The organism is Colwellia sp. TT2012 (assembly GCF_001440345.1).
Classification (GTDB): Bacteria; Pseudomonadota; Gammaproteobacteria; order Enterobacterales; family Alteromonadaceae; genus Colwellia.
The window spans coordinates 372,854-391,026 of sequence record NZ_LJYX01000021.1 but is presented as its reverse complement, the minus strand read 5'-3'; the positions used below and the strand labels follow the sequence as shown (position 1 = coordinate 391,026).

Here is an 18,173-nt window from a genome sequence, read left to right as displayed (position 1 = left end):
TATTTTAACGGCTAATTGCTTTATGATATAGCAATTTTTTCAGTTGGACTAAATTCTTCTGCCATAGTTCAACTGCAAACTAGCCATTATTTTTAAGGAATGCGCAAAAATATGCATATTTGGGGTAAAGTTTTAGGTTTTTTGTTTGGCTTTATGCTGAGTAAAGCACTGTTTGGCGCTTTAATTGGTCTCTGGCTTGGTCATATTTTCGATCGCGGCCGTGGTTTTAATTTTAATGGTTTATCTGGCGGTAAAGAAGATGACGTTTCTAGGCAAGCAGCTTTCTTTTACACTACTTTTTCCGTTATGGGGCATGTAGCCAAAGCTAAAGGGCAGGTGACTAGCCATGAAATTGCTTTTGCTCGAGCTTATATGGATAAACTGGGGCTAAGTAATGAATTACGTCAGCAAGCTCAAGATGCCTTTCGTGAAGGTAAATCCTCAGGCTTTCCGCTTCAGGACCGTCTGGTAAAATTTAAACGTTTGATGGGCAATCGACATGATTTATTGTTGATGTTTTTAGAGATTCAAATTCAAGTGGCTTTTAGTGACGGTGAGTTAGATAGTGCTGAGCGTGCTGTTTTACATACCATAGCTAAATTTTTAGGTTACTCAGGCCGAGAGCTTGATAATTTACTGGAAATGATTGTTGCAGGTGCAAACTTTCAGCAGCAGTCAGGTCGAAGCTATCGTCAGCAAGGCACTGGCGCTGCTCCAGTCAGTGGTCAACAATTAGCCAATGCATATAAAGTATTGGGTATTGATAAAAATGCCGCCATGCCAGTGATCAAAAAGGCTTATAAAAAATTAATGTCTCAGCATCATCCCGATAAACTAATCGCCAAAGGTCTACCACCAGAAATGATGGAGAGTGCTAAACAAAAAACCCAAGACATTCAAGCTGCCTATGATGTCATTGTTAAGCAGAGTAAATAGCCTAGCTATAAACTTGATATAGGTAAAATCATTTTAATTGCGTGTTTCATTGCTGTTATCCCAGCTAGGATGATTTTTTGCTGAATAGTATTAACCTTATTGAAATAATTAACTTTACCAGCCAATAGCTTTTAGCCAGCCATTAATTTGAATCAATAACTCTTTCTCTGGGTAATAACCGGTCATGTTGTTATTTAGCTGGCGCTGACGGTAATACACTTTCATCTCTTGTTTGGCAAAAGACTTTCTTTGTGCTGCTTTTGCCAATACCAGTGGGTTATCGTGTTTAAGGTACAGATCAAGTACCGGCAGTTCAATAAACGCTAATTGACGGGCAAATTTTTCATTGGCGCTGTTGGTAAGGCCTGGATTACTTTTTCTATAACTACTTAGTAATATCAGTGCATTCGGTAATTGGTTGCCTGCTTCACTATATAAATCTACTAATAAAGCTGCATTATTTCCCTGGGCAATCACCAGCACTATGCCTGGGTATTCTTTGGCCGTATTCATCACGGCATTAAGCATAGCCCCGAGTTTATTTTTATAATCTTTAAGGATTAATTCGTTTTCTTTTTTTTGCTCACTCAATGTTATCGCCGATGAGGGGTAATTCTCAGGTTTATTATTTGGTTGTATGGCAATAGTGCTCCAACCCTCAGCGGGCAGGGCATTACGTAAGTAATTAATGGCTTTGGGGTTGGTGGCCCCTTGCTGCCATTCAGGTAATAAAATAGCAACGCCTTTACTATTGGCACTGGTATATTTTTTTACTAGCGTTAAATAATCGTTTGCACCCGCTAATAGTGGCTTTAGCTGCTCAGCTGACAAATAATGTTTAAGGTCTGTTTTATGTTGCTTTGTTAGCGCGATAGGTTTTTCTATCATGTTGGCACTGTTGGCGGTCTTTTGTTTTTTTTCTTGTGCAACATCAGCCTTTTTTTCTTCGGCGAAGTTAGTGGTTGTTGAGCAGATAAAAGTAAGAACGCCGATAAACAAGCCTCTCAGTTTACTGCTGATTTTATTTGGACTTATGTTATCTATACTTGTCTTTTGCACTGTTGTTCCTCTAGCGGGTGTACTTGCACCTTATATCGACCAAATACTAAAGAGTATTAAATAAATGGGCACGGCGCGTTAAAAGTAATGGCTTGCTCAGTGCTTGGATGAAACAAACTTAACTTTAAAGCATGGAGCTGCAATCTGCTGCTCATGGTTAATGCTGGCTCAGAAGCATAAAGTCTGTCGCCCAAAATAACATGGCCTAAGGCTAACATATGCACCCTAAGTTGATGTGATCGGCCGGTAATGGGGGTCAATTCAAGCAAGGTACTTGCGTGTTCATCGGCTGATTTACTCTGGCTAAGCACCCGATAATGCGTTAATGATTTTTTACCGTTTTCAAAGTCAACTTTTTGTTTGGGCCTATTGGGCCAATCACAGATCAAGGGTAAATCAACACTGCCTTTCTCTTGCTCTACCAAACCAAAGACTCGCGCAAGGTAACTTTTTTTGGTTTTTCTTTGTTCAAATTGACGGCTGATGGCAACGTGTGCGGGCTTGTTCAATGCCATAATCATGATGCCAGAGGTTGCCATATCCAGCCGATGCACGATAGTGGCCGTAGGTAATACTCTTTGTACACGATTTTGTAAACAATCTTGGTGTTCAGGCAAGCGCCCAGGCACACTTAAAATACCACTGGCTTTATTGATGACAACAATATCATCATCTTGGTAAATAATATCAAGGTAAGGTGACATCGGTGGTAAATAGATAAAATCTGGGTTTGCGCTCATTATTTTCTCATTAAGTCAGGGCAGGGTTATGTCCTAAACAACTTAGCCCTGCGCCATTAATCTAATACAATTATTAATGTGTAACCACTATCATGCGAATGGCTTCAAAGGTCAATTGTGCTTTATCAATATAGTGGCTTAATTCCTCTTGTTGTTGACTAATAAAATCAATCTCTTCTTGGCGTACACTTGGGTTAATTGCTTTTAACGCCGTCAACCTTTGTAGCTCTAAGGAGAGTTTGTTTTTCATCGCCGCTAAAGATTTTTCTTGAATCGCCACAATATGTTTAGCGCCATGCGCTTCTGCTTTCGCTACCAAAGGACTTATTTGCGATTTAAGTGCTTTGATAAGCTGTAATGCCATTTGTTTTTTAACCGGTGATAATTGCTTATCAAGTACTTGCTCACTGACCTTATCGGCTAAATCATTACCATTCTTATCTACTAGAATACGAATCGGTGTAGTAGGTAAATAACGACCTAGCTGTAAATGAGCTGGTGCGGTTGCTTCCACGGTAAATATGCACTCTAGGAAAAATGTCCCTACCGCTAAAGCTTCATTTTTAAGTAAGCCAATACTGGCATTACCAATATCATCACTCAAAACTAAGTCCATGACCCCACGCACCATAGGGTGATCCCAAGTTAATAATTGGTAGTTTTCATTAACTAAGGCGGTATCTCTATCAAATGTTATGGTGGTACCGTCTTCCGGTAAACAGGGGAAGTTATTATTGAGCATGTGCTCGCTTTGATTTAAGGCAATGGCATTATCCGCTTTATCATCTTGCTGCACACCAAAAACATCGAATACTTGAAACATAAACTGCGGTAAGGCGATATCAACATCAGCTTGTTGAATTTTTTCTACCAGTTCATGAGCTCGCCCTTGACCCGAAGAGTTCAGCTCTAATAACTTGTCTCGGCCAGCCTCTAGCTCTGCTTTTATCGTTAAGTGCTTTTGCCAAGTATCACTAATCAGTGATTCGGCCTCAGTTGATTGTTGCTGGCAGCTTAGAGCTAACATAAATAACTGCTCGCCAAAGGCTTCAAAAATCACTCGGCCGGTAATGCAGGTGTGCTCAAATGCTTGCATGCCTTGATGGTACCAATCAAATAACAATTGTTGGGCAGAATCGGCAAAGTAAGGCACATGAATGCGAATTACCTCAGTTTGGCCAATACGGTCTAAGCGACCTATACGCTGCTCTAATAGGTCAGGATTACGGGGTAAATCAAAAAGTACCAGATGATGGGCGAATTGGAAGTTACGCCCTTCACTACCAATTTCAGAGCAAAGCAATAGTTGCGCACTATCTTCGTCTTGAGCAAAATAAGCGGCGGCTTTATCACGATCAAATATCGATAAACCTTCGTGGAAAACCGCGCTGCGAATACCTTCTTTAATACGAAGTACGGCTTCTAAATCAATCGCTGTTTGGGCGTGAGCACAGATAACTAATACTTTTTCTTTTTTAAGTGACTGTAATAGTTCAATTAAATAATTAACTCTAGGATCGAAATCAGTCCAATTGCCACTTTGTTGAGTTAAACCATGGAGCATTTCTGGGGTGAAAATATATTTAGCCTGTTTTGATTTAGCTAATGCTTCCGGGCAGTCACTCAGCATTAATTCATTGATGTTGTGGTGATATTGCTCCGGCATTTCCAGTGCCACGGGCACGACTTTTCGAGCGGGAAAACCTTTAATGGTATTGCGAGAGTTTCTAAATAAAATACGACCGGTACCATGTCGATCGAGTAACTGTTTTAATAAGTTTTGGCGTACTTTTGCTGATATTATCGGTTCGGCTTGGTTTAACTCGCTTAGCTGGGTACTGATATCGCATTCTTTTAATAAATCAGTCAGTGTTGTTTCTTGCTCGACGGTAAGTTTTTCACCGTCGACTAGCGCATTAGCGGCATCAGCAACTTCGCTATAATGCGACTCTTCTTCAATAAATTTTTGATAATCATAAAATCGGTCGGCATCAAGTAAGCGTAAACGGGCAAAGTGACTTTCATGACCTAATTGATCAGGAGTGGCAGTTAACAATAAAACGCCAGGGATAACTTGGGCGAGTTGCTCTATACATTGGTATTCAATGCTTGGCTTATCTTGTTGCCAGTTTAAGTGGTGCGCTTCATCAACGACCATTAAGTCCCAGTCCTCACTGAGCAGTGCATCATACCATTCTGGGTTATTAGTAATAAAACCTAGATTAACCAGCACTAGTTGCTCTGTACTAAAAGGGTTAGCCTTTTTGCCATCAATATAATTATCTTGGCTGGTTTCAACGCAGCGTTCATTATCAAAAATACTAAAATTAAGGTTAAAACGGCGCTGCATTTCTACTAACCATTGATGCATTAAAGACTCTGGTACTATGATGAGAATTCTTTTAGCACGACCAGTGACTAATTGCTGATGAATGATTAAACCAGCTTCAATGGTTTTACCCAAGCCTACTTCATCGGCGAGTAACACTCGCGGAGCAAAACGATTACCTACTTCATCGGCAATGTAGAGTTGATGTGGTATCAAGCTAACACGACCGCCGGTTAGGCCGGTTAAGTCAGATTGTTGTTGTTGATATTGATGTTGTAAGCAGTCTTTACGTAAGCGAAACCAATCTAAGCGGTCTACTTGGTTATTAAGTAAGCGGTCGTGAGGTTTATTGAATTTAATAAAGTGATCTATCATCACTTCCTTCAGGCTTACTTGCTCTTTGGTATCTTGACGTATGCCTTGATAAGTCAAAATGCCATCGGCTTCACTTTGTGATTCTACTTTTAATAACCAGCCTTCATGGCTGGGAACAAGATCACCTTTATTAAAGATAACACGCGTTAACGGGGCATTCTCTTTTGCATATTGGCGAGACTCCCCCGTCGCAGTATAAATTATATTAACAAAGCGGTGTTCAACCCCGGTTACTGTACCCAATCCTTGATCTGATTCACTGTCACTGATCCAACGCTGACCTACCTGAAATGGCATAAACTTATTTCTCCGACGATTGCTTAGGATTGCTTAGTACTTAGCTTATATTTGCTTAAAAGCGAGACTAAGCCTTAAAAAATTGGGCTAAAAAAAGGGCGCTATAATACTCCTTATCATAGACGGAATCATTAAAAAATTTTACTTGCCTCAAGATAATTAAGAGATCACTGTGAATCAGCTATACTTTAAGTGCTGTATTGCTCTTTTATATTTGTTTTGTCAGTGACTCACGGAGATTGCCCATGACTAAAGAGAATATGAATAATGAGAATATATTAAGTGAGAAATTAGCCCATGCGTCTTCAGCCGAAGATACCGCCGACCAAAAAATTATCTACATTCTAGATACCAATATCCTTTTGCACGAACCTTTCGCTTTTTTATCCTTTAAAGAACATGATGTGGTTGTACCCATGACAGTGCTGGAAGAACTCGACTCCATTAAAGATAGGCGCAAAGATGTCAGTCGTGATGCTAGGGTCGCTATTCGAGCGCTTGAAGATACTTTGCGCGATGCTACGCCAGAGCAAGTGCTCGCTGGGGTAAAACTACCACAAAATGATGAGCAGCATCCCAGTGGCTGTCTCGCCATTATTAATGATTATGCCTTAAAGCAAACAGCGAATATGCTATCTTTTAATGAAAATGATAATCGCATCATCAATGCTGCTTTGCATATTCAAAAGAAAACGCCAGATAAAAAAATTGTGTTAGTGACTAAAGATATTAATATGCGTTTGAAAGCTAAGGGCGCAGGGCTGGCGCATGTTGAAGATTATCGAACTGATCAACTCATTGATGATATCCAATTCCTCACCAAAGGCTATCATCACTTTGACGGGGATTTTTGGCAAAATATTCAATCGGTAGATACGGAGACAGAAGGACGAAATACCACCCATTATGTTGCGCGCGATAGTGTACCCTTAGCTTATATTAATGAGTACTTATTAGATGATGGCGACAGTTTTGCTGGCAAAGTGACTGGCTGGGATGACGATCGCCTTGCTATATTAGATCTTGGTCGAGAGCGGTTGTTGTCTAAAAATGCTTGGGGTATCCATCCTAAAAATATTTATCAAGGTATGGCAATGGACGCTTTACTCGACCCTAATATTGATTTAGTGATTCTTACTGGACCAGCAGGTTGTGGTAAAACCTTACTTGCCTTAGCCACGGCCCTAGAGCAAGTGATAGAACGAGGCTTATATGACAAAATCATTGTTACCCGCAGCACCCCTGAAATAGCTGAATCTATTGGTTTTTTACCAGGCACAGAAGAAGAGAAAATGGCGCCATGGCTCGCCGCGATAACGGATTCTCTTGAAGTCTTACATCAACAAGATGAAAGTATGCATGGCAGCATGAATTACATTATGGATAAAGCCAATATTCAGTTTAAGTCGGTGAATTTCATGCGCGGCCGTAGTATTCAAAACTCGCTCGTGCTACTCGATGAGTGTCAGAACTTAACCGCAGCTCAGCTAAAAACTATTATCACCCGCTGTGGTGAAGGTACCAAATTGGTGTGTTCAGGTAACTTGGCACAAATTGATAGTAACTATTTAACCGCAGTAACCTCAGGGTTAACCTATATTGTCGAACGTTTTAAAAACTTTGAGGGCAGCGCCACCATTAATTTAAATGGTGTGGTGCGTAGTCGACTGGCTTCTTTTGCCGAGGAAAATTTATAACGGATGTAACCTTGGAACCTAGTTGAGTAAATAAACTACTTTTCCTTGTTTAACGCTTGTTTAAATTAGGTGACTGCTTTAACTTAGCAAGTTAACTCATGATTTAAACAAAAAATTAAGGCGTTTCAGTGTATTACCAAACGGGCATAAATACAGTTTTTAGGCGTTATAACACCACCGTTGTCGTTGCCTTTATTGTCATTATTCTCGTGGCCTTTTCTGCTGCCTCTTTACGTTACTTCAATCAATTAGCCCAACATAAGCAGCAAAGTCTACTTGAGCTCAAACAAGAAGCTCAACAGCTAAATAATATGCTAGAACAAAGTGTTCAAGCTGTGGTTGGTATACACGAATTTTCCGAATATATTCTAAAACACCCCAATGAATTAAATATTCCCATGCCTTCTTTGTTACAACAAGGGCAGATGTTTTATTTAAACAAGCCTCTACATGATGTTATTAAACAAGGTAAACGCTTAAGCAGTAATATTACCGGTATCGGGCAAGTGGCTCAGTTTAGCGAGGCTAAAAAACAAGAAATCGCCATGGCTAACGCCTTAACTCCGGCATTTATAGCGGCACAAAATATCATAGCGGAAGCAACGTGGTTTTATTATGTTTCCTTTAGTGGCTTTGTCAATATCTACCCTTGGGTTGATCGAGAAGTTTGGCAGTTTAGCCATAAAACCTTAAGTAGCTCACATAGTAAAGCGATGCAAGCTCTCACCTCAAGTAATAATCGTGTACTTTGGTCTCCTCCTTATCTTGATGCGGCAGGTGGCGGTATGAATGCTTCATTGGGTATGGGGGTATTTCATCATGATAAGTTGTTAGGTGCAGTCGTTATTGATGTCAATTTATCACGCTTGCATGCGGGGTTGACCGAGTTGGAATCAACAGACCAAGGGTTCATTCTATACAATCAAAATAATGATATTTTACTCGCTAAACGCTGGGGGAAAGAGTCTTTAAGTTATCGTGTCTCTTGGCAAGATTTACTGCCAAAATCATTGCAAGGCTTGAACGCTGAACGCTTAAGTAAAGTAGGTGATGCAGAGCGTTTTGGCGATTGGTTTATAGAAAAACAAGTGCTTAGTGTTAACGGTTGGACTTTACTTAAATATCAAAATTATGATAGCTTTGCCGCACCTCAATACAGTGATTTTGTTTTTGTTTTTGCCATGCTTTTTATCGGTTTGTTAGCCTTTCTTATGTTAGTTAATACCATGACAAAGCGCACGTTTATCAAGCCCACTACTGAGTTTATTAGCCATATTCAATATTGCGCCGAAGGTGACCCAGGTAAAATCACCCCGGCAGCGGATTGGTTACATTGGTTTCAAGTGGTTGAAGATATTTTTGTGCAAAATAGAAGCCTACTTTTGCAGCTTACGGAACAAAACGATGTATTAGATAGTCGTGTTATAGAAAAAACCAAAGCGTTACAAGAGACAAGTGCACAGCATCAACGTGATTATGCGTTATTACGCTCTGTGATGAATGCCATTCCCGAATTGATTGTCTTTAATGACCCTGACGGTTTATTAATGGGCTGTAATAAAGCCTTTGAGCGCTTGGCAAATCACTCAGTTGAGCAAATGTTAGGCATTAAGTCCGCGACTTTTATGCCAACAGCTTTAGCGCAAGAAGTTAATCGTTTAAACGCCAGGTGTAACGATATTTATCCGCAACAAGCACTCATTAAGGCTGGCGATTATATTTACCAAGGCTTTTGTAATCAATTTACCGATGAGCAAGGTAATATTCTAGGCACTATCAGTATCTTTCATGATGTGACCTTACAGCAAGCAACGCAATCAGCGTTGGAAAAAGCGAAAGACCAAGCTGAGTATGCTAATAAGGTAAAGATACAGTTTCTTGCCAATATGAGTCATGAAGTCAGAACGCCAATAAATGCCATGCAAGGTATGATGGATTTATTGGCGCACACCTCTTTAGATACTCGCCAACAGCATTATCTAGTTAATGCTCAGGGTGCATCAGCAACCTTATTACACCTAGTTGATGAATTGTTAGACTTATCTAAGATTGAAGCCGGTAAAATGGTCGTCAGCCAAGATGTAGTCAATTTGCCGGTTATTATTGATAAAGCCTTAAAACTTAATCTGAGTAATGTTGACCATAAACGGGTCGAAGTATTGGTTGATATGAGTGCCCAAGTGCCGAGTAATGTCATCAGTGATGAAATGCGTTTAGTACAAGTGCTCGCTAATTTATTTAATAATGCCATTAAATTTACCGAGCAAGGCGAAATTAAGTTAATTGTTGACCTCCTATCGACAACTGATAGCGTGGCTCAGGTGCGCTTTCGTGTCATCGATACGGGTATCGGTATTGCCAGCGATAATCAAAGTCATTTATTTAAAGCCTTTAGTCAAGCTGATGAGTCAATGACACGCAAGTATGGTGGCTCAGGCTTAGGTTTATCTATCTGCCAGCAAATAATTAACCTGCTTGGCGGGGAAATTAGCCTTACTAGCCAATTAGGGCAAGGCTGTGAACTAAGCTTTGTTTTACCCTTTCAGCGAGCTCCGCTTGCATCCCTAAATAAAGTCAACTCTGAGCCGTTATTTAAGTCCAATCATAAGGTGACCGAGGTGTCATTTTGCCTACCCGCAGAATTATCTCAGCCGCTAATAGCTGGCATTAGCATTTATGCGATAAATCAAAAGCTATCAGTAAGTTTGCTTGAAAGTATTGCACAGATGAGCTGGCTATTATATGAAGTGATCTCGGTTGATGATTTACTTCAGTTAGATGTTGTAGGAAACAGTGTCTTACTTATTTCTGAAGTAGATTTTATTGCTCAACAAAGCCGTCCAGAGTCTATTTCGTCCCTAACAGCGTTTCGATTACTTTGTCTATGTCAGCCGGCATTAACGCAATTGAGCAATGAAACTTGTAGTCACTTAGATAAACTATCTACACCTTATTTATTAGTCGATAAGCCGCTATTTCGTTATTCCCTTGATCAAATATCACAGGCTTTAATTGCTCAAGCAGAGTCTTTCGCTGAGCAAGCCAAAAGTGATGCCTTAAAAAGTAGTGTCGTGAAAAGTGATGCTAGCCTGGTTTACCAACAACATTCAAACAAGCAAACCGCAAGGGTTACTGCGCAAAAACCGTTAATGCTAAAAGATGAACAAAGCTTGCAAGGTGTATCCGTTTTATTAGTAGAAGATAACTTAGTTAACCAGCTAGTCGCTAAAGAGTTGCTGTTGAATATGCATGCTAAAGTCACTATTGCAGATAACGGTCAACGAGCTATAGATACCCTAGCAGAGCAGCATTTTGATGTGGTATTGATGGATATTCAAATGCCTATAATGGATGGTCTCACCGCAGCTAAACTTATTCGAGCGCAAAGTAAATATCAACAGTTACCTATTGTAGCCATGACAGCCCATGCTAGAGAAGAAGATAAACAACAGAGTTTAGCGGCAGGTATGAACTTGCATATGCCTAAACCAGTTACCGGGCAAGCTTTGCTTACTTGCATCAAAAAAGTTCTCAGTGAGGTAGCAAGTTAACCCAGCTGCCTAAGCTGTTAGCTTAAATTTTTAGAGAAAAGTTGCTCTAATTTTTTGATGGTTTCATTGATTTTACTGACATCAGTAGGCGCAATAAAAATAGTATCATCGCCAGCAATAGTGCCAAGTACACCATCACTTTTACTTAAACTATCAAGTAGTCTAGCGATTAACTGGGCTGCACCAGGGCTAGTTTGCACAATGATCATTACTTCGTTGTGCTCTATTTCTAATACTAATTGTTTGAGTGGGCTTTGTGCGGTGGGTACGCCTAACTCAGCAGGTAAACAATAGACCATTTCTTGACGAGCATTACGGGTTCGTACCGCACCATATTTACTGAGCATACGAGAGATTTTTGATTGACTGATGTTTTCAAAACCATTGGCTTTTAATGCCTCGACGATTTCGCCTTGAGAGCCAAATTGTTCTTGTTTTAATAAATCCTTAAATGCTTGTACTAGTGCTTCTTGTTTTTGTAAAGCGCTCATCATGCGTAATTAACCCTGTAATAGACTAAAGTGGCGTTTGTAATCAGTGTGATAAACGCTAGTATACGTTATCGTATCATCATACTCGACGTTAATATTTGAGTATAAAATTATATCAATTGTTTTTTACTTGCTTATACTATATCTTTTGCCCTGCAAAAATTACGTATTTACTCAAATAATATTTTAATAATTTATTGTACAATAAATAAACCCCACATAATTTCGGAGAAAACACATGAAAGTAGCTGTTTTAGGCGCCGCAGGCGGTATTGGTCAAGCATTATCATTATTATTAAAAACTCAATTACCAGCTGGTTCTGAGTTGTCTTTATATGATGTTGCCCCTGTTGTTCCGGGGGTTGCTGTAGATTTATCACACATCCCAACTGATGTTAAAGTTGCTGGTTTTGGTCGTGACGACCTTAGTGGCGCATTAACAGGTGCTGATATTGTTTTGATCCCAGCAGGTATGCCACGTAAGCCGGGTATGGATCGTGCTGATTTATTTGCCGTTAATGCTGGTATTATTAAAGTATTGGCTGAAGGCATTGCCGCAAACTGTCCAAAAGCGCTAGTAGGTGTTATTACTAACCCAGTTAACGGCACTGTACCTATTGTTGCTGAAGTATTCAAAAAGGCCGGTACTTATGATGCTGCTCGTCTTTTCGGTGTGACTACATTAGATGTTATTCGCTCTGAAGCTTTTGTTGCTGAACTTAAAGGCCTAGATGTTGCTACGGTTAAAGTACCTGTAATTGGTGGCCACTCAGGCACCACTATTTTACCATTACTTTCTCAAGTTGAAGGAACTAGTTTCACCGAAGAAGAAGTTGCCACGCTAACGTCTCGCATCCAAAATGCAGGCACTGAAGTTGTTGAAGCAAAAGCGGGTGGCGGTAGTGCGACACTTTCTATGGGCGCTGCAGCAGCACGTTTTTGTCTGTCTTTAGTTAAAGGCTTACAAGGTGAAGATGTTGTTGATTACGCCTATGTTGAAGGTAAGGGTGATGATGCCTTGTTTTTCGCACAAAAAGTACGTCTTGGCGTAAACGGTGTGAGTGAAGTTTTATCTTACGGCGAGTTAAGTGCTTTTGAGCAAAAAGCAAAAGATGATATGTTAGCGACATTAAAGAAAGACATCAACGAAGGTGTTGATTTTATGGCTAGCTAATCAGCCATAAAACGTATAGCAAGCCTAGTAATTGACTTGCTATCATATAAAAAACGCTATAATCAATGGGTCTTTATCCATTGCTAATAGCGTTTTTTTATGCTTGAGTTTCACCCGCGAATCACTGAGTTGAATTACAGGGGGAGAGGTTAATGACTGCGATTAGCGGCGATATGCGCTAAGGCAATAAGGGCCTGCTTGTGTTCACTGTCTGCAATGACGTCGAGTGCCTTAATGGCTTTATCGGCTTCAATTTCAGCTTGTCGTTGGGTATAACGTAAAGCACCGGTATCTTCCATTGCTTCCAATATTAAGTCTAAGCTATCCATGCCGTTACCTAGCTCAATAGCTTCTTTAATGAGTGCTTTTTGTGCAGGGTTGCCATGCGCCAAGGCATATATTAATGGCAGGGTGGGTTTTCCTTCGGCAAGGTCATCACCGACATTTTTACCCATTTCTTTAGCATCAGCGGTGTAATCCATAATGTCATCAACTAACTGGAATGCGGTGCCGAGGAACTTGCCATAATCAGCCATGGCTTGTTCTATTTTGTCATCTTGCTTAGCTACTACAGCAGCAAGGCGGGTGGCCGCTTCAAATAATTTAGCCGTTTTACAATAAATGACTTTCATATAGCTTGCTTCTGTGGTGCTGGCATCATTGCAGTTCATTAACTGCAATACTTCACCTTCGGCAACTATATTGGTGGCCTCAGATAGGATATCCATAATACGAATATCACCCAATTTCGTCATCATTTGGAAAGAGCGAGTATAAAGAAAGTCACCGACCAGCACACTGGCACTGTTACCAAATAAAGCATTGGCCGTTTCTTTGCCGCGACGCATATTTGATTCATCTACCACATCATCATGTAATAAAGTCGCGGTATGAATAAATTCGATAATGGCGGCAATATTCCAGTGCTGTTCGCCTTGGTATGCTAACGCTCTGGCAGCAAGTACGGTTAACATAGGGCGCATACGTTTACCGCCACTGTTAACAATATAGATACCGAGTTGATTGATTAATGCGACATCAGAGTGTAATTGCTCATAGATAAGATCATTTACTGCTGTCATGTCGTTTTGTATTAATTTTTGTATTGTTTTAATATTTACTTTATTGCCCATGCTGTTTGTCTTTAGCTGTTTTGATGCGTTTTTTGACTAGATATTAGCCAAAATTATTCAATTGGTATAAGGTGTCAAAGTTTACACTAAATTTTAGGCAAAAGAAGTTTTCTAGCCGCTTTGTGCTAATTCTTAGGGTCAAAGCAATTAAAAAACAGAAAAGGCTAATAAAGTTAATGAATGATCACATTTATACTTGCTCTCGCTATTTCTTTCGCGTAGAATTCGCGCCCTATATTTTAAAAATTAGCGTCACAAATATGATGACGCAGTACGGAGTAGCTATGTACGCGGTATTCCAAAGCGGTGGTAAACAGCATCGTGTAACCGAAGGACAAACAGTTCGTCTAGAAAAGCTTGAGCTTGAAGTAGGCGCAACAGTAGAATTTGAAAACGTTTTAATGATCGCTAATGGCGATAACATCAATGTAGGCGCGCCTTATGTTGCTGGTGGTAAAGTAGTGGCTGAGGTTGTTAACCAAGGTCGTGCTGATAAAATTACCATAGTTAAATTCAAACGTCGTAAGCATTCACGTAAACAAGCGGGCCATCGTCAATGGTTCACTGAAGTGAAAATTACTGGTATTAACGGCTAATTAGGAGCATTTTGACATGGCACATAAGAAAGCTGCGGGTAGTACACGAAATGGTCGCGATTCGGAAGCAAAACGTCTAGGTGTTAAACGTTTTGGTGGTGAATCTGTTTTAGCTGGTAACATTATTGTTCGTCAACGTGGTACTCGTTTCCACGCTGGTAGTAACATGGGTATCGGTAAAGATCATACTTTATTTGCTTTATCTGACGGTAAAGTTCAATTTGAAGTGAAAGGTCCAAAGAGTCGCAAGTTCGTTAGCATTATCGCTGATTAATTAGAACTTGGATTCCTAAAAACCTCGCTTCATCGCGAGGTTTTTTTTTAGTTTTTTTTTGGCTCTATAGAGATTCATTTTTAGTCGGTCAAAAATAGTTTATACTAGCGGTAGATATAGCAAACGGATTAATTAGTCTGATTGCTAATAAACAAGCATTACCACATTAGGGTTATTGAGATACCATGAAATTTGTTGATGAAGTTGAGATCAGAGTTGAAGCGGGTGATGGCGGCAACGGCTGTAGCAGTTTCCGTAAAGAAAAATACATTGAATTTGGCGGTCCTGATGGTGGTGATGGTGGTGATGGCGGTAACGTATTTTTAGAGGCTTGCGAAAGCCTCAATACGTTAATTGATTATCGTTTTGAGCGTTTCCATCGTGCTAAACGTGGTCAAAATGGTCAAAGCCGTGATTGTACCGGTAAAGGCTCTGAGGACTTAGTGCTAAAAGTACCCGTTGGTACTCGTGTGATCGATGAAGATACCGGTGAGCAAATTGGTGATTTGACCCATAAAGGGCAAAAACTGCTGGTTGCTAAAGGCGGTTGGCATGGTTTAGGCAATACTCGCTTTAAAAGCAGTACCAACCGAGCACCTCGTCAAAAATCAGATGGCACACCGGGTGAAATCCGTAACTTAAAATTAGAGTTACTATTACTTGCCGATGTTGGTCTACTTGGTTTACCTAATGCGGGTAAATCTACACTCATTCGCAGTGTTTCAGCCGCGACACCGAAAGTAGCTGATTATCCATTTACCACCTTAGTGCCTAATTTAGGTGTTGTACGTTTAGATACCCAGCGCAGCTTTGTTATTGCTGATATTCCTGGGATTATTGAAGGTGCTGCTGATGGTGCTGGTTTGGGTACACAGTTCCTCAAACATCTTGAGCGCTGTCGTATATTACTACACGTTATTGATATTCTGCCTATCGATGGCTCAGATCCATTAGAAAACGCTAAAGTCATTATCAGCGAGTTAGAGCTGCATAATGCAAAACTTGCCGCTAAGCCTCGCTGGGTTGTTTTTAATAAACTTGATTTAGTATTAGAAGAAGAAGCTAAAGAAATTACTGATGCTATTTTAGCTGGCCTTGATTGGCAAGGTGAGGTGCATAGCATCTCGGCATCTAATCGCATGGGTACTAAAGAGCTATCATACAAAGTGATGAGCTTTATCGAAGCGTTGCCCCCTGAAGTGGAAGAAGTCATTGATGGTAAAACCGTTGAATTTAAATGGGATACTTATCATGAAGAAACTATCGCTGCTCATAGTTTAGATGATGACTTAGATGACGATGACTGGAATGAAGACGACTATGATGTTGAAGTAGAATATCGCCAATAATTTTTAAGCATAGTAATTTATATTATAAGCACTGCTTTATTTAGTTAAGTCAGTGCTTTTTTTTATCTTTTTTCTAGCGATAATACAGAAAATAATGTTGAGAGTGTTCTATGACCATTTTATCCATGATAGTTGCCACGGCCGATAATAATATTATTGGTAAAAATAATACTATGCCTTGGCACTTGCCGGCTGATTTAGCCTATTTCAAAAAAATCACCTTAGGGAAGCCTATCATTATGGGCCGTAAAACCTTTGAATCAATAGGGCGAGCTTTACCCGGGCGTCGTAATATTGTTATCTCACGTGATAAAAGTTACTTACCACAAGGAAAAGGCGCTGAAGCTGTCGATACCGTAACCTCAGTGGCCGAGGCCATTGCCTTAGTTGATGGCTCAGATGGTGGTGATGGCGTTGACGAAATTATGGTTATTGGTGGCGGCGCTATCTATAAACATTGCCTACCTGCGGCACAAAGGCTGTATATAACCCATATAGATACAGACATTCAGGGAGATGTTGAATTCCCTGATTATGAGGATGGCGGCTGGAAGAAGGTATCAAGTGAAAAACGTCCTGCTGATGAAAAAAATATATACGATTTAGATTTTTCTGTATACGAGCGATGCAGTAAATAATAGCAAGCGGATTAATCATCATACCAGCAAATTATAAAAAAGCTGTACCTTATCAGGGAACAGCTTTTTTTATAGGTGAAATTATTTTAGTTACTGGCTAACAAAATCCAAAATTCCTATAGCCGCTTTTCGGCCTTGATCGACCGCAGTAACAACTAAGTCAGAGCCTAAGACCATGTCACCACCAGCAAAGATATTTTTCTTGCTGGTTTGCAAAGCAAAGTCAGAGCTAGCAACGGCAACAACGCGGCCACGGGAGTCTAATTCTACCCCTGCATCTACCATCCACTGAGGTGGGCTTGGTAAGAACCCAAAGGCGATTACCACGGCATCGGCGGCCATAACAAACTCACTACCTTCAATAGGCTCTGGGCTACGTCTGCCATTAGCGTCGGCTGCACCTAGTTGTGTTTTAACAAATTTAACGCCGATAGTTTTACCTTGCTCATCAACCGCAATATCAAGTGGCTGAATGTTAAACTCAAAGTTCACACCTTCTTCTTTAGTATTTTTCACTTCGCGTGGTGAGCCCGGCATATTGCTTTCGTCACGACGATAAGCACAAGTGACTTGTGTAGCTCCTTGACGAATAGATGTACGGACACAATCCATCGCCGTATCACCGCCCCCTAAAACAATCACTTTTTGATCCGTAAAATTGACATAAGGTTTAAGGTTTTTCTTATCGGCTGCATTGCTTGAATCGGTAATGCCCATTGTTTTTTGGGTATTACCAATAAGGAAATCTAAGGCGCTGTATACACCTGGGGCCTTTTCGTTGGCAAAACCACCGGTCATATCGGTATAAGTACCTAATCCTAAGAAAACCGCATCGTATTCTTCGCTGAGTTCGGCAAAGCTAATGTCGACACCAATTTCGACATTTAAGCGAAATTCGATGCCCATGCCTTCAAATATTTCTCGGCGAGTTTGAATAATATCTTTTTCTAATTTAAAGGATGGAATGCCAAAGGTTAATAAACCACCGATTTGTGGATTGCGATCGAATACTACTGCATCAATACCGTTACGCGTTAAAACATCGGCACAGGATAAACCTGCTGGACCAGCGCCAATAATAGCAACCTTTTTTCCTATTTTAGTTACCCCTGATAGGTCGGGTTTCCAGCCTTGGGCAAAGGCGGTATCGGTGATGAATGATTCAATATTACCTATGGTTACTGCGCCAAAATCAGCATCTAGGGTACATGAGCCTTCGCATAACTTGTCTTGTGGGCAAATTCGACCACACATTTCAGGTAAGCTATTGGTTTCATGACATAAATCTGCAGCTTCAAATATTCGGCCTTCGGTGACTAATTCTAACCATTGTGGAATATAATTATGCACTGGGCATTTCCATTCACAATATGGGTTACCACAATCCAGACAACGATCGGCTTGACCAGCACTTTGATCTTGTCCAAGCGGTTGATATATTTCGACAAACTCTATTTTACGTTTCTCGATTGCCACTTTGGCTGGTTCAATACGTTCAACGTCCATAAATTGATAAACATTCTTACTCATAACT

General features: G+C 40.4%; 14 protein-coding genes. 8 read left to right on the top strand and 6 right to left on the bottom strand.

The genetic code is table 11. The features are described 5' to 3' along the window. The first annotated feature begins 111 nt into the window (after nucleotides 1–111). The gene (djlA, locus tag ASU03_RS15675; protein ID WP_057832708.1) at nucleotides 112–936 is read left to right on the top strand and encodes a co-chaperone DjlA; all 825 of its coding nucleotides are present in this window, start codon (nucleotides 112–114) and stop codon (nucleotides 934–936) included. Nucleotides 937–1,050: 114 nt separating this feature from the next. Here the strand turns inward: djlA and ASU03_RS15670 are convergent, their stop codons facing one another. The 3 genes from ASU03_RS15670 to rapA all read right to left on the bottom strand — a co-directional run bounded on the left by ASU03_RS15670 (nucleotide 1,051) and on the right by rapA (nucleotide 5,736). Next, nucleotides 1,051–1,995 carry a DUF3530 family protein gene (locus ASU03_RS15670; protein WP_057832707.1) on the bottom strand — a complete coding sequence of 315 codons (945 nt, stop codon included), beginning with the start codon at nucleotides 1,993–1,995 and terminating at the stop codon, nucleotides 1,051–1,053. 56 nt (nucleotides 1,996–2,051) lie between these two features. After that, nucleotides 2,052–2,735: a pseudouridine synthase gene (locus tag ASU03_RS15665; protein ID WP_057832706.1), complete on the bottom strand. Its 684-nt coding sequence runs from the start codon at nucleotides 2,733–2,735 to the stop codon at nucleotides 2,052–2,054. A 73-nt stretch (nucleotides 2,736–2,808) separates the two neighbouring features. Next, nucleotides 2,809–5,736 carry an RNA polymerase-associated protein RapA gene (rapA, locus tag ASU03_RS15660; protein ID WP_057832705.1) on the bottom strand — a complete coding sequence of 976 codons (2,928 nt, stop codon included), beginning with the start codon at nucleotides 5,734–5,736 and terminating at the stop codon, nucleotides 2,809–2,811. 245 nt (nucleotides 5,737–5,981) lie between these two features. Here rapA and ASU03_RS15655 point away from each other — a divergent pair, with 245 nt between their 5' ends. Both ASU03_RS15655 and ASU03_RS15650 read left to right on the top strand, forming a co-directional pair. Then, the gene (locus ASU03_RS15655) at nucleotides 5,982–7,433 is read left to right on the top strand and encodes a PhoH family protein (protein WP_231731607.1); all 1,452 of its coding nucleotides are present in this window, start codon (nucleotides 5,982–5,984) and stop codon (nucleotides 7,431–7,433) included. 128 nt (nucleotides 7,434–7,561) lie between these two features. Beyond that, the gene (locus ASU03_RS15650) at nucleotides 7,562–10,984 is read left to right on the top strand and encodes an ATP-binding protein (protein WP_057832704.1); all 3,423 of its coding nucleotides are present in this window, start codon (nucleotides 7,562–7,564) and stop codon (nucleotides 10,982–10,984) included. A gap of 17 nt (nucleotides 10,985–11,001) precedes the next feature. Here the strand turns inward: ASU03_RS15650 and argR are convergent, their stop codons facing one another. Further along, entirely contained in the window at nucleotides 11,002–11,475 is a 474-nt protein-coding gene (gene argR / locus ASU03_RS15645; protein WP_057832979.1) for a transcriptional regulator ArgR, read from the bottom strand. 238 nt (nucleotides 11,476–11,713) lie between these two features. Here argR and mdh point away from each other — a divergent pair, with 238 nt between their 5' ends. Beyond that, nucleotides 11,714–12,649, top strand: coding sequence for a malate dehydrogenase (gene mdh, locus ASU03_RS15640; RefSeq protein ID WP_057832703.1), 936 nt, complete (start codon nucleotides 11,714–11,716; stop codon nucleotides 12,647–12,649). 149 nt (nucleotides 12,650–12,798) lie between these two features. Here the strand turns inward: mdh and ispB are convergent, their stop codons facing one another. Beyond that, nucleotides 12,799–13,782, bottom strand: a complete 984-nt coding sequence (ispB, locus tag ASU03_RS15635) for an octaprenyl diphosphate synthase (protein WP_057832702.1) — start codon at nucleotides 13,780–13,782, stop codon at nucleotides 12,799–12,801. A 284-nt stretch (nucleotides 13,783–14,066) separates the two neighbouring features. Between ispB and rplU the strand changes: the two genes are divergently transcribed. The 4 genes from rplU (at nucleotide 14,067) to folA (ending at nucleotide 16,639) form a co-directional block, all read left to right on the top strand. Continuing rightward, nucleotides 14,067–14,378 (top strand): 50S ribosomal protein L21, encoded by a 312-nt coding sequence (rplU, locus tag ASU03_RS15630; RefSeq protein ID WP_057832701.1) that lies wholly within the window; start codon nucleotides 14,067–14,069, stop codon nucleotides 14,376–14,378. Between the two features lie 16 nt (nucleotides 14,379–14,394). Beyond that, on the top strand, nucleotides 14,395–14,652 hold the full coding sequence (gene rpmA, locus ASU03_RS15625) for a 50S ribosomal protein L27 (protein ID WP_011045240.1): 258 nt from the start codon (nucleotides 14,395–14,397) through the stop codon (nucleotides 14,650–14,652). Between the two features lie 185 nt (nucleotides 14,653–14,837). Further along, the gene (gene cgtA, locus ASU03_RS15620) at nucleotides 14,838–16,001 is read left to right on the top strand and encodes an Obg family GTPase CgtA (protein ID WP_057832700.1); all 1,164 of its coding nucleotides are present in this window, start codon (nucleotides 14,838–14,840) and stop codon (nucleotides 15,999–16,001) included. Nucleotides 16,002–16,111: 110 nt separating this feature from the next. Continuing rightward, the gene (folA, locus tag ASU03_RS15615) at nucleotides 16,112–16,639 is read left to right on the top strand and encodes a type 3 dihydrofolate reductase (protein ID WP_057832699.1); all 528 of its coding nucleotides are present in this window, start codon (nucleotides 16,112–16,114) and stop codon (nucleotides 16,637–16,639) included. Nucleotides 16,640–16,729: 90 nt separating this feature from the next. On the opposite strand, the gene ASU03_RS15610 is transcribed toward folA, so the two are convergent. After that, nucleotides 16,730–18,169, bottom strand: coding sequence for an FAD-dependent oxidoreductase (locus ASU03_RS15610; protein WP_057832698.1), 1,440 nt, complete (start codon nucleotides 18,167–18,169; stop codon nucleotides 16,730–16,732). Between the last annotated feature and the right edge of the window lie 4 nt (nucleotides 18,170–18,173).

Coding starts and splice junctions, on each gene's coding strand:
- djlA (WP_057832708.1), top strand. CDS start 112: ATGCATATTTGGGGTAAAGTTTTAGGTTTTTTGTTTGGCTTTATGCTG.
- rapA (WP_057832705.1), bottom strand. CDS start 5,736: ATGCCATTTCAGGTAGGTCAGCGTTGGATCAGTGACAGTGAATCAGAT.
- folA (WP_057832699.1), top strand. CDS start 16,112: ATGACCATTTTATCCATGATAGTTGCCACGGCCGATAATAATATTATT.
- ispB (WP_057832702.1), bottom strand. CDS start 13,782: ATGGGCAATAAAGTAAATATTAAAACAATACAAAAATTAATACAAAAC.
- ASU03_RS15610 (WP_057832698.1), bottom strand. CDS start 18,169: ATGAGTAAGAATGTTTATCAATTTATGGACGTTGAACGTATTGAACCA.
- argR (WP_057832979.1), bottom strand. CDS start 11,475: ATGAGCGCTTTACAAAAACAAGAAGCACTAGTACAAGCATTTAAGGAT.
- rplU (WP_057832701.1), top strand. CDS start 14,067: ATGTACGCGGTATTCCAAAGCGGTGGTAAACAGCATCGTGTAACCGAA.
- ASU03_RS15665 (WP_057832706.1), bottom strand. CDS start 2,735: ATGAGCGCAAACCCAGATTTTATCTATTTACCACCGATGTCACCTTAC.
- ASU03_RS15655 (WP_231731607.1), top strand. CDS start 5,982: ATGACTAAAGAGAATATGAATAATGAGAATATATTAAGTGAGAAATTA.
- rpmA (WP_011045240.1), top strand. CDS start 14,395: ATGGCACATAAGAAAGCTGCGGGTAGTACACGAAATGGTCGCGATTCG.
- mdh (WP_057832703.1), top strand. CDS start 11,714: ATGAAAGTAGCTGTTTTAGGCGCCGCAGGCGGTATTGGTCAAGCATTA.
- cgtA (WP_057832700.1), top strand. CDS start 14,838: ATGAAATTTGTTGATGAAGTTGAGATCAGAGTTGAAGCGGGTGATGGC.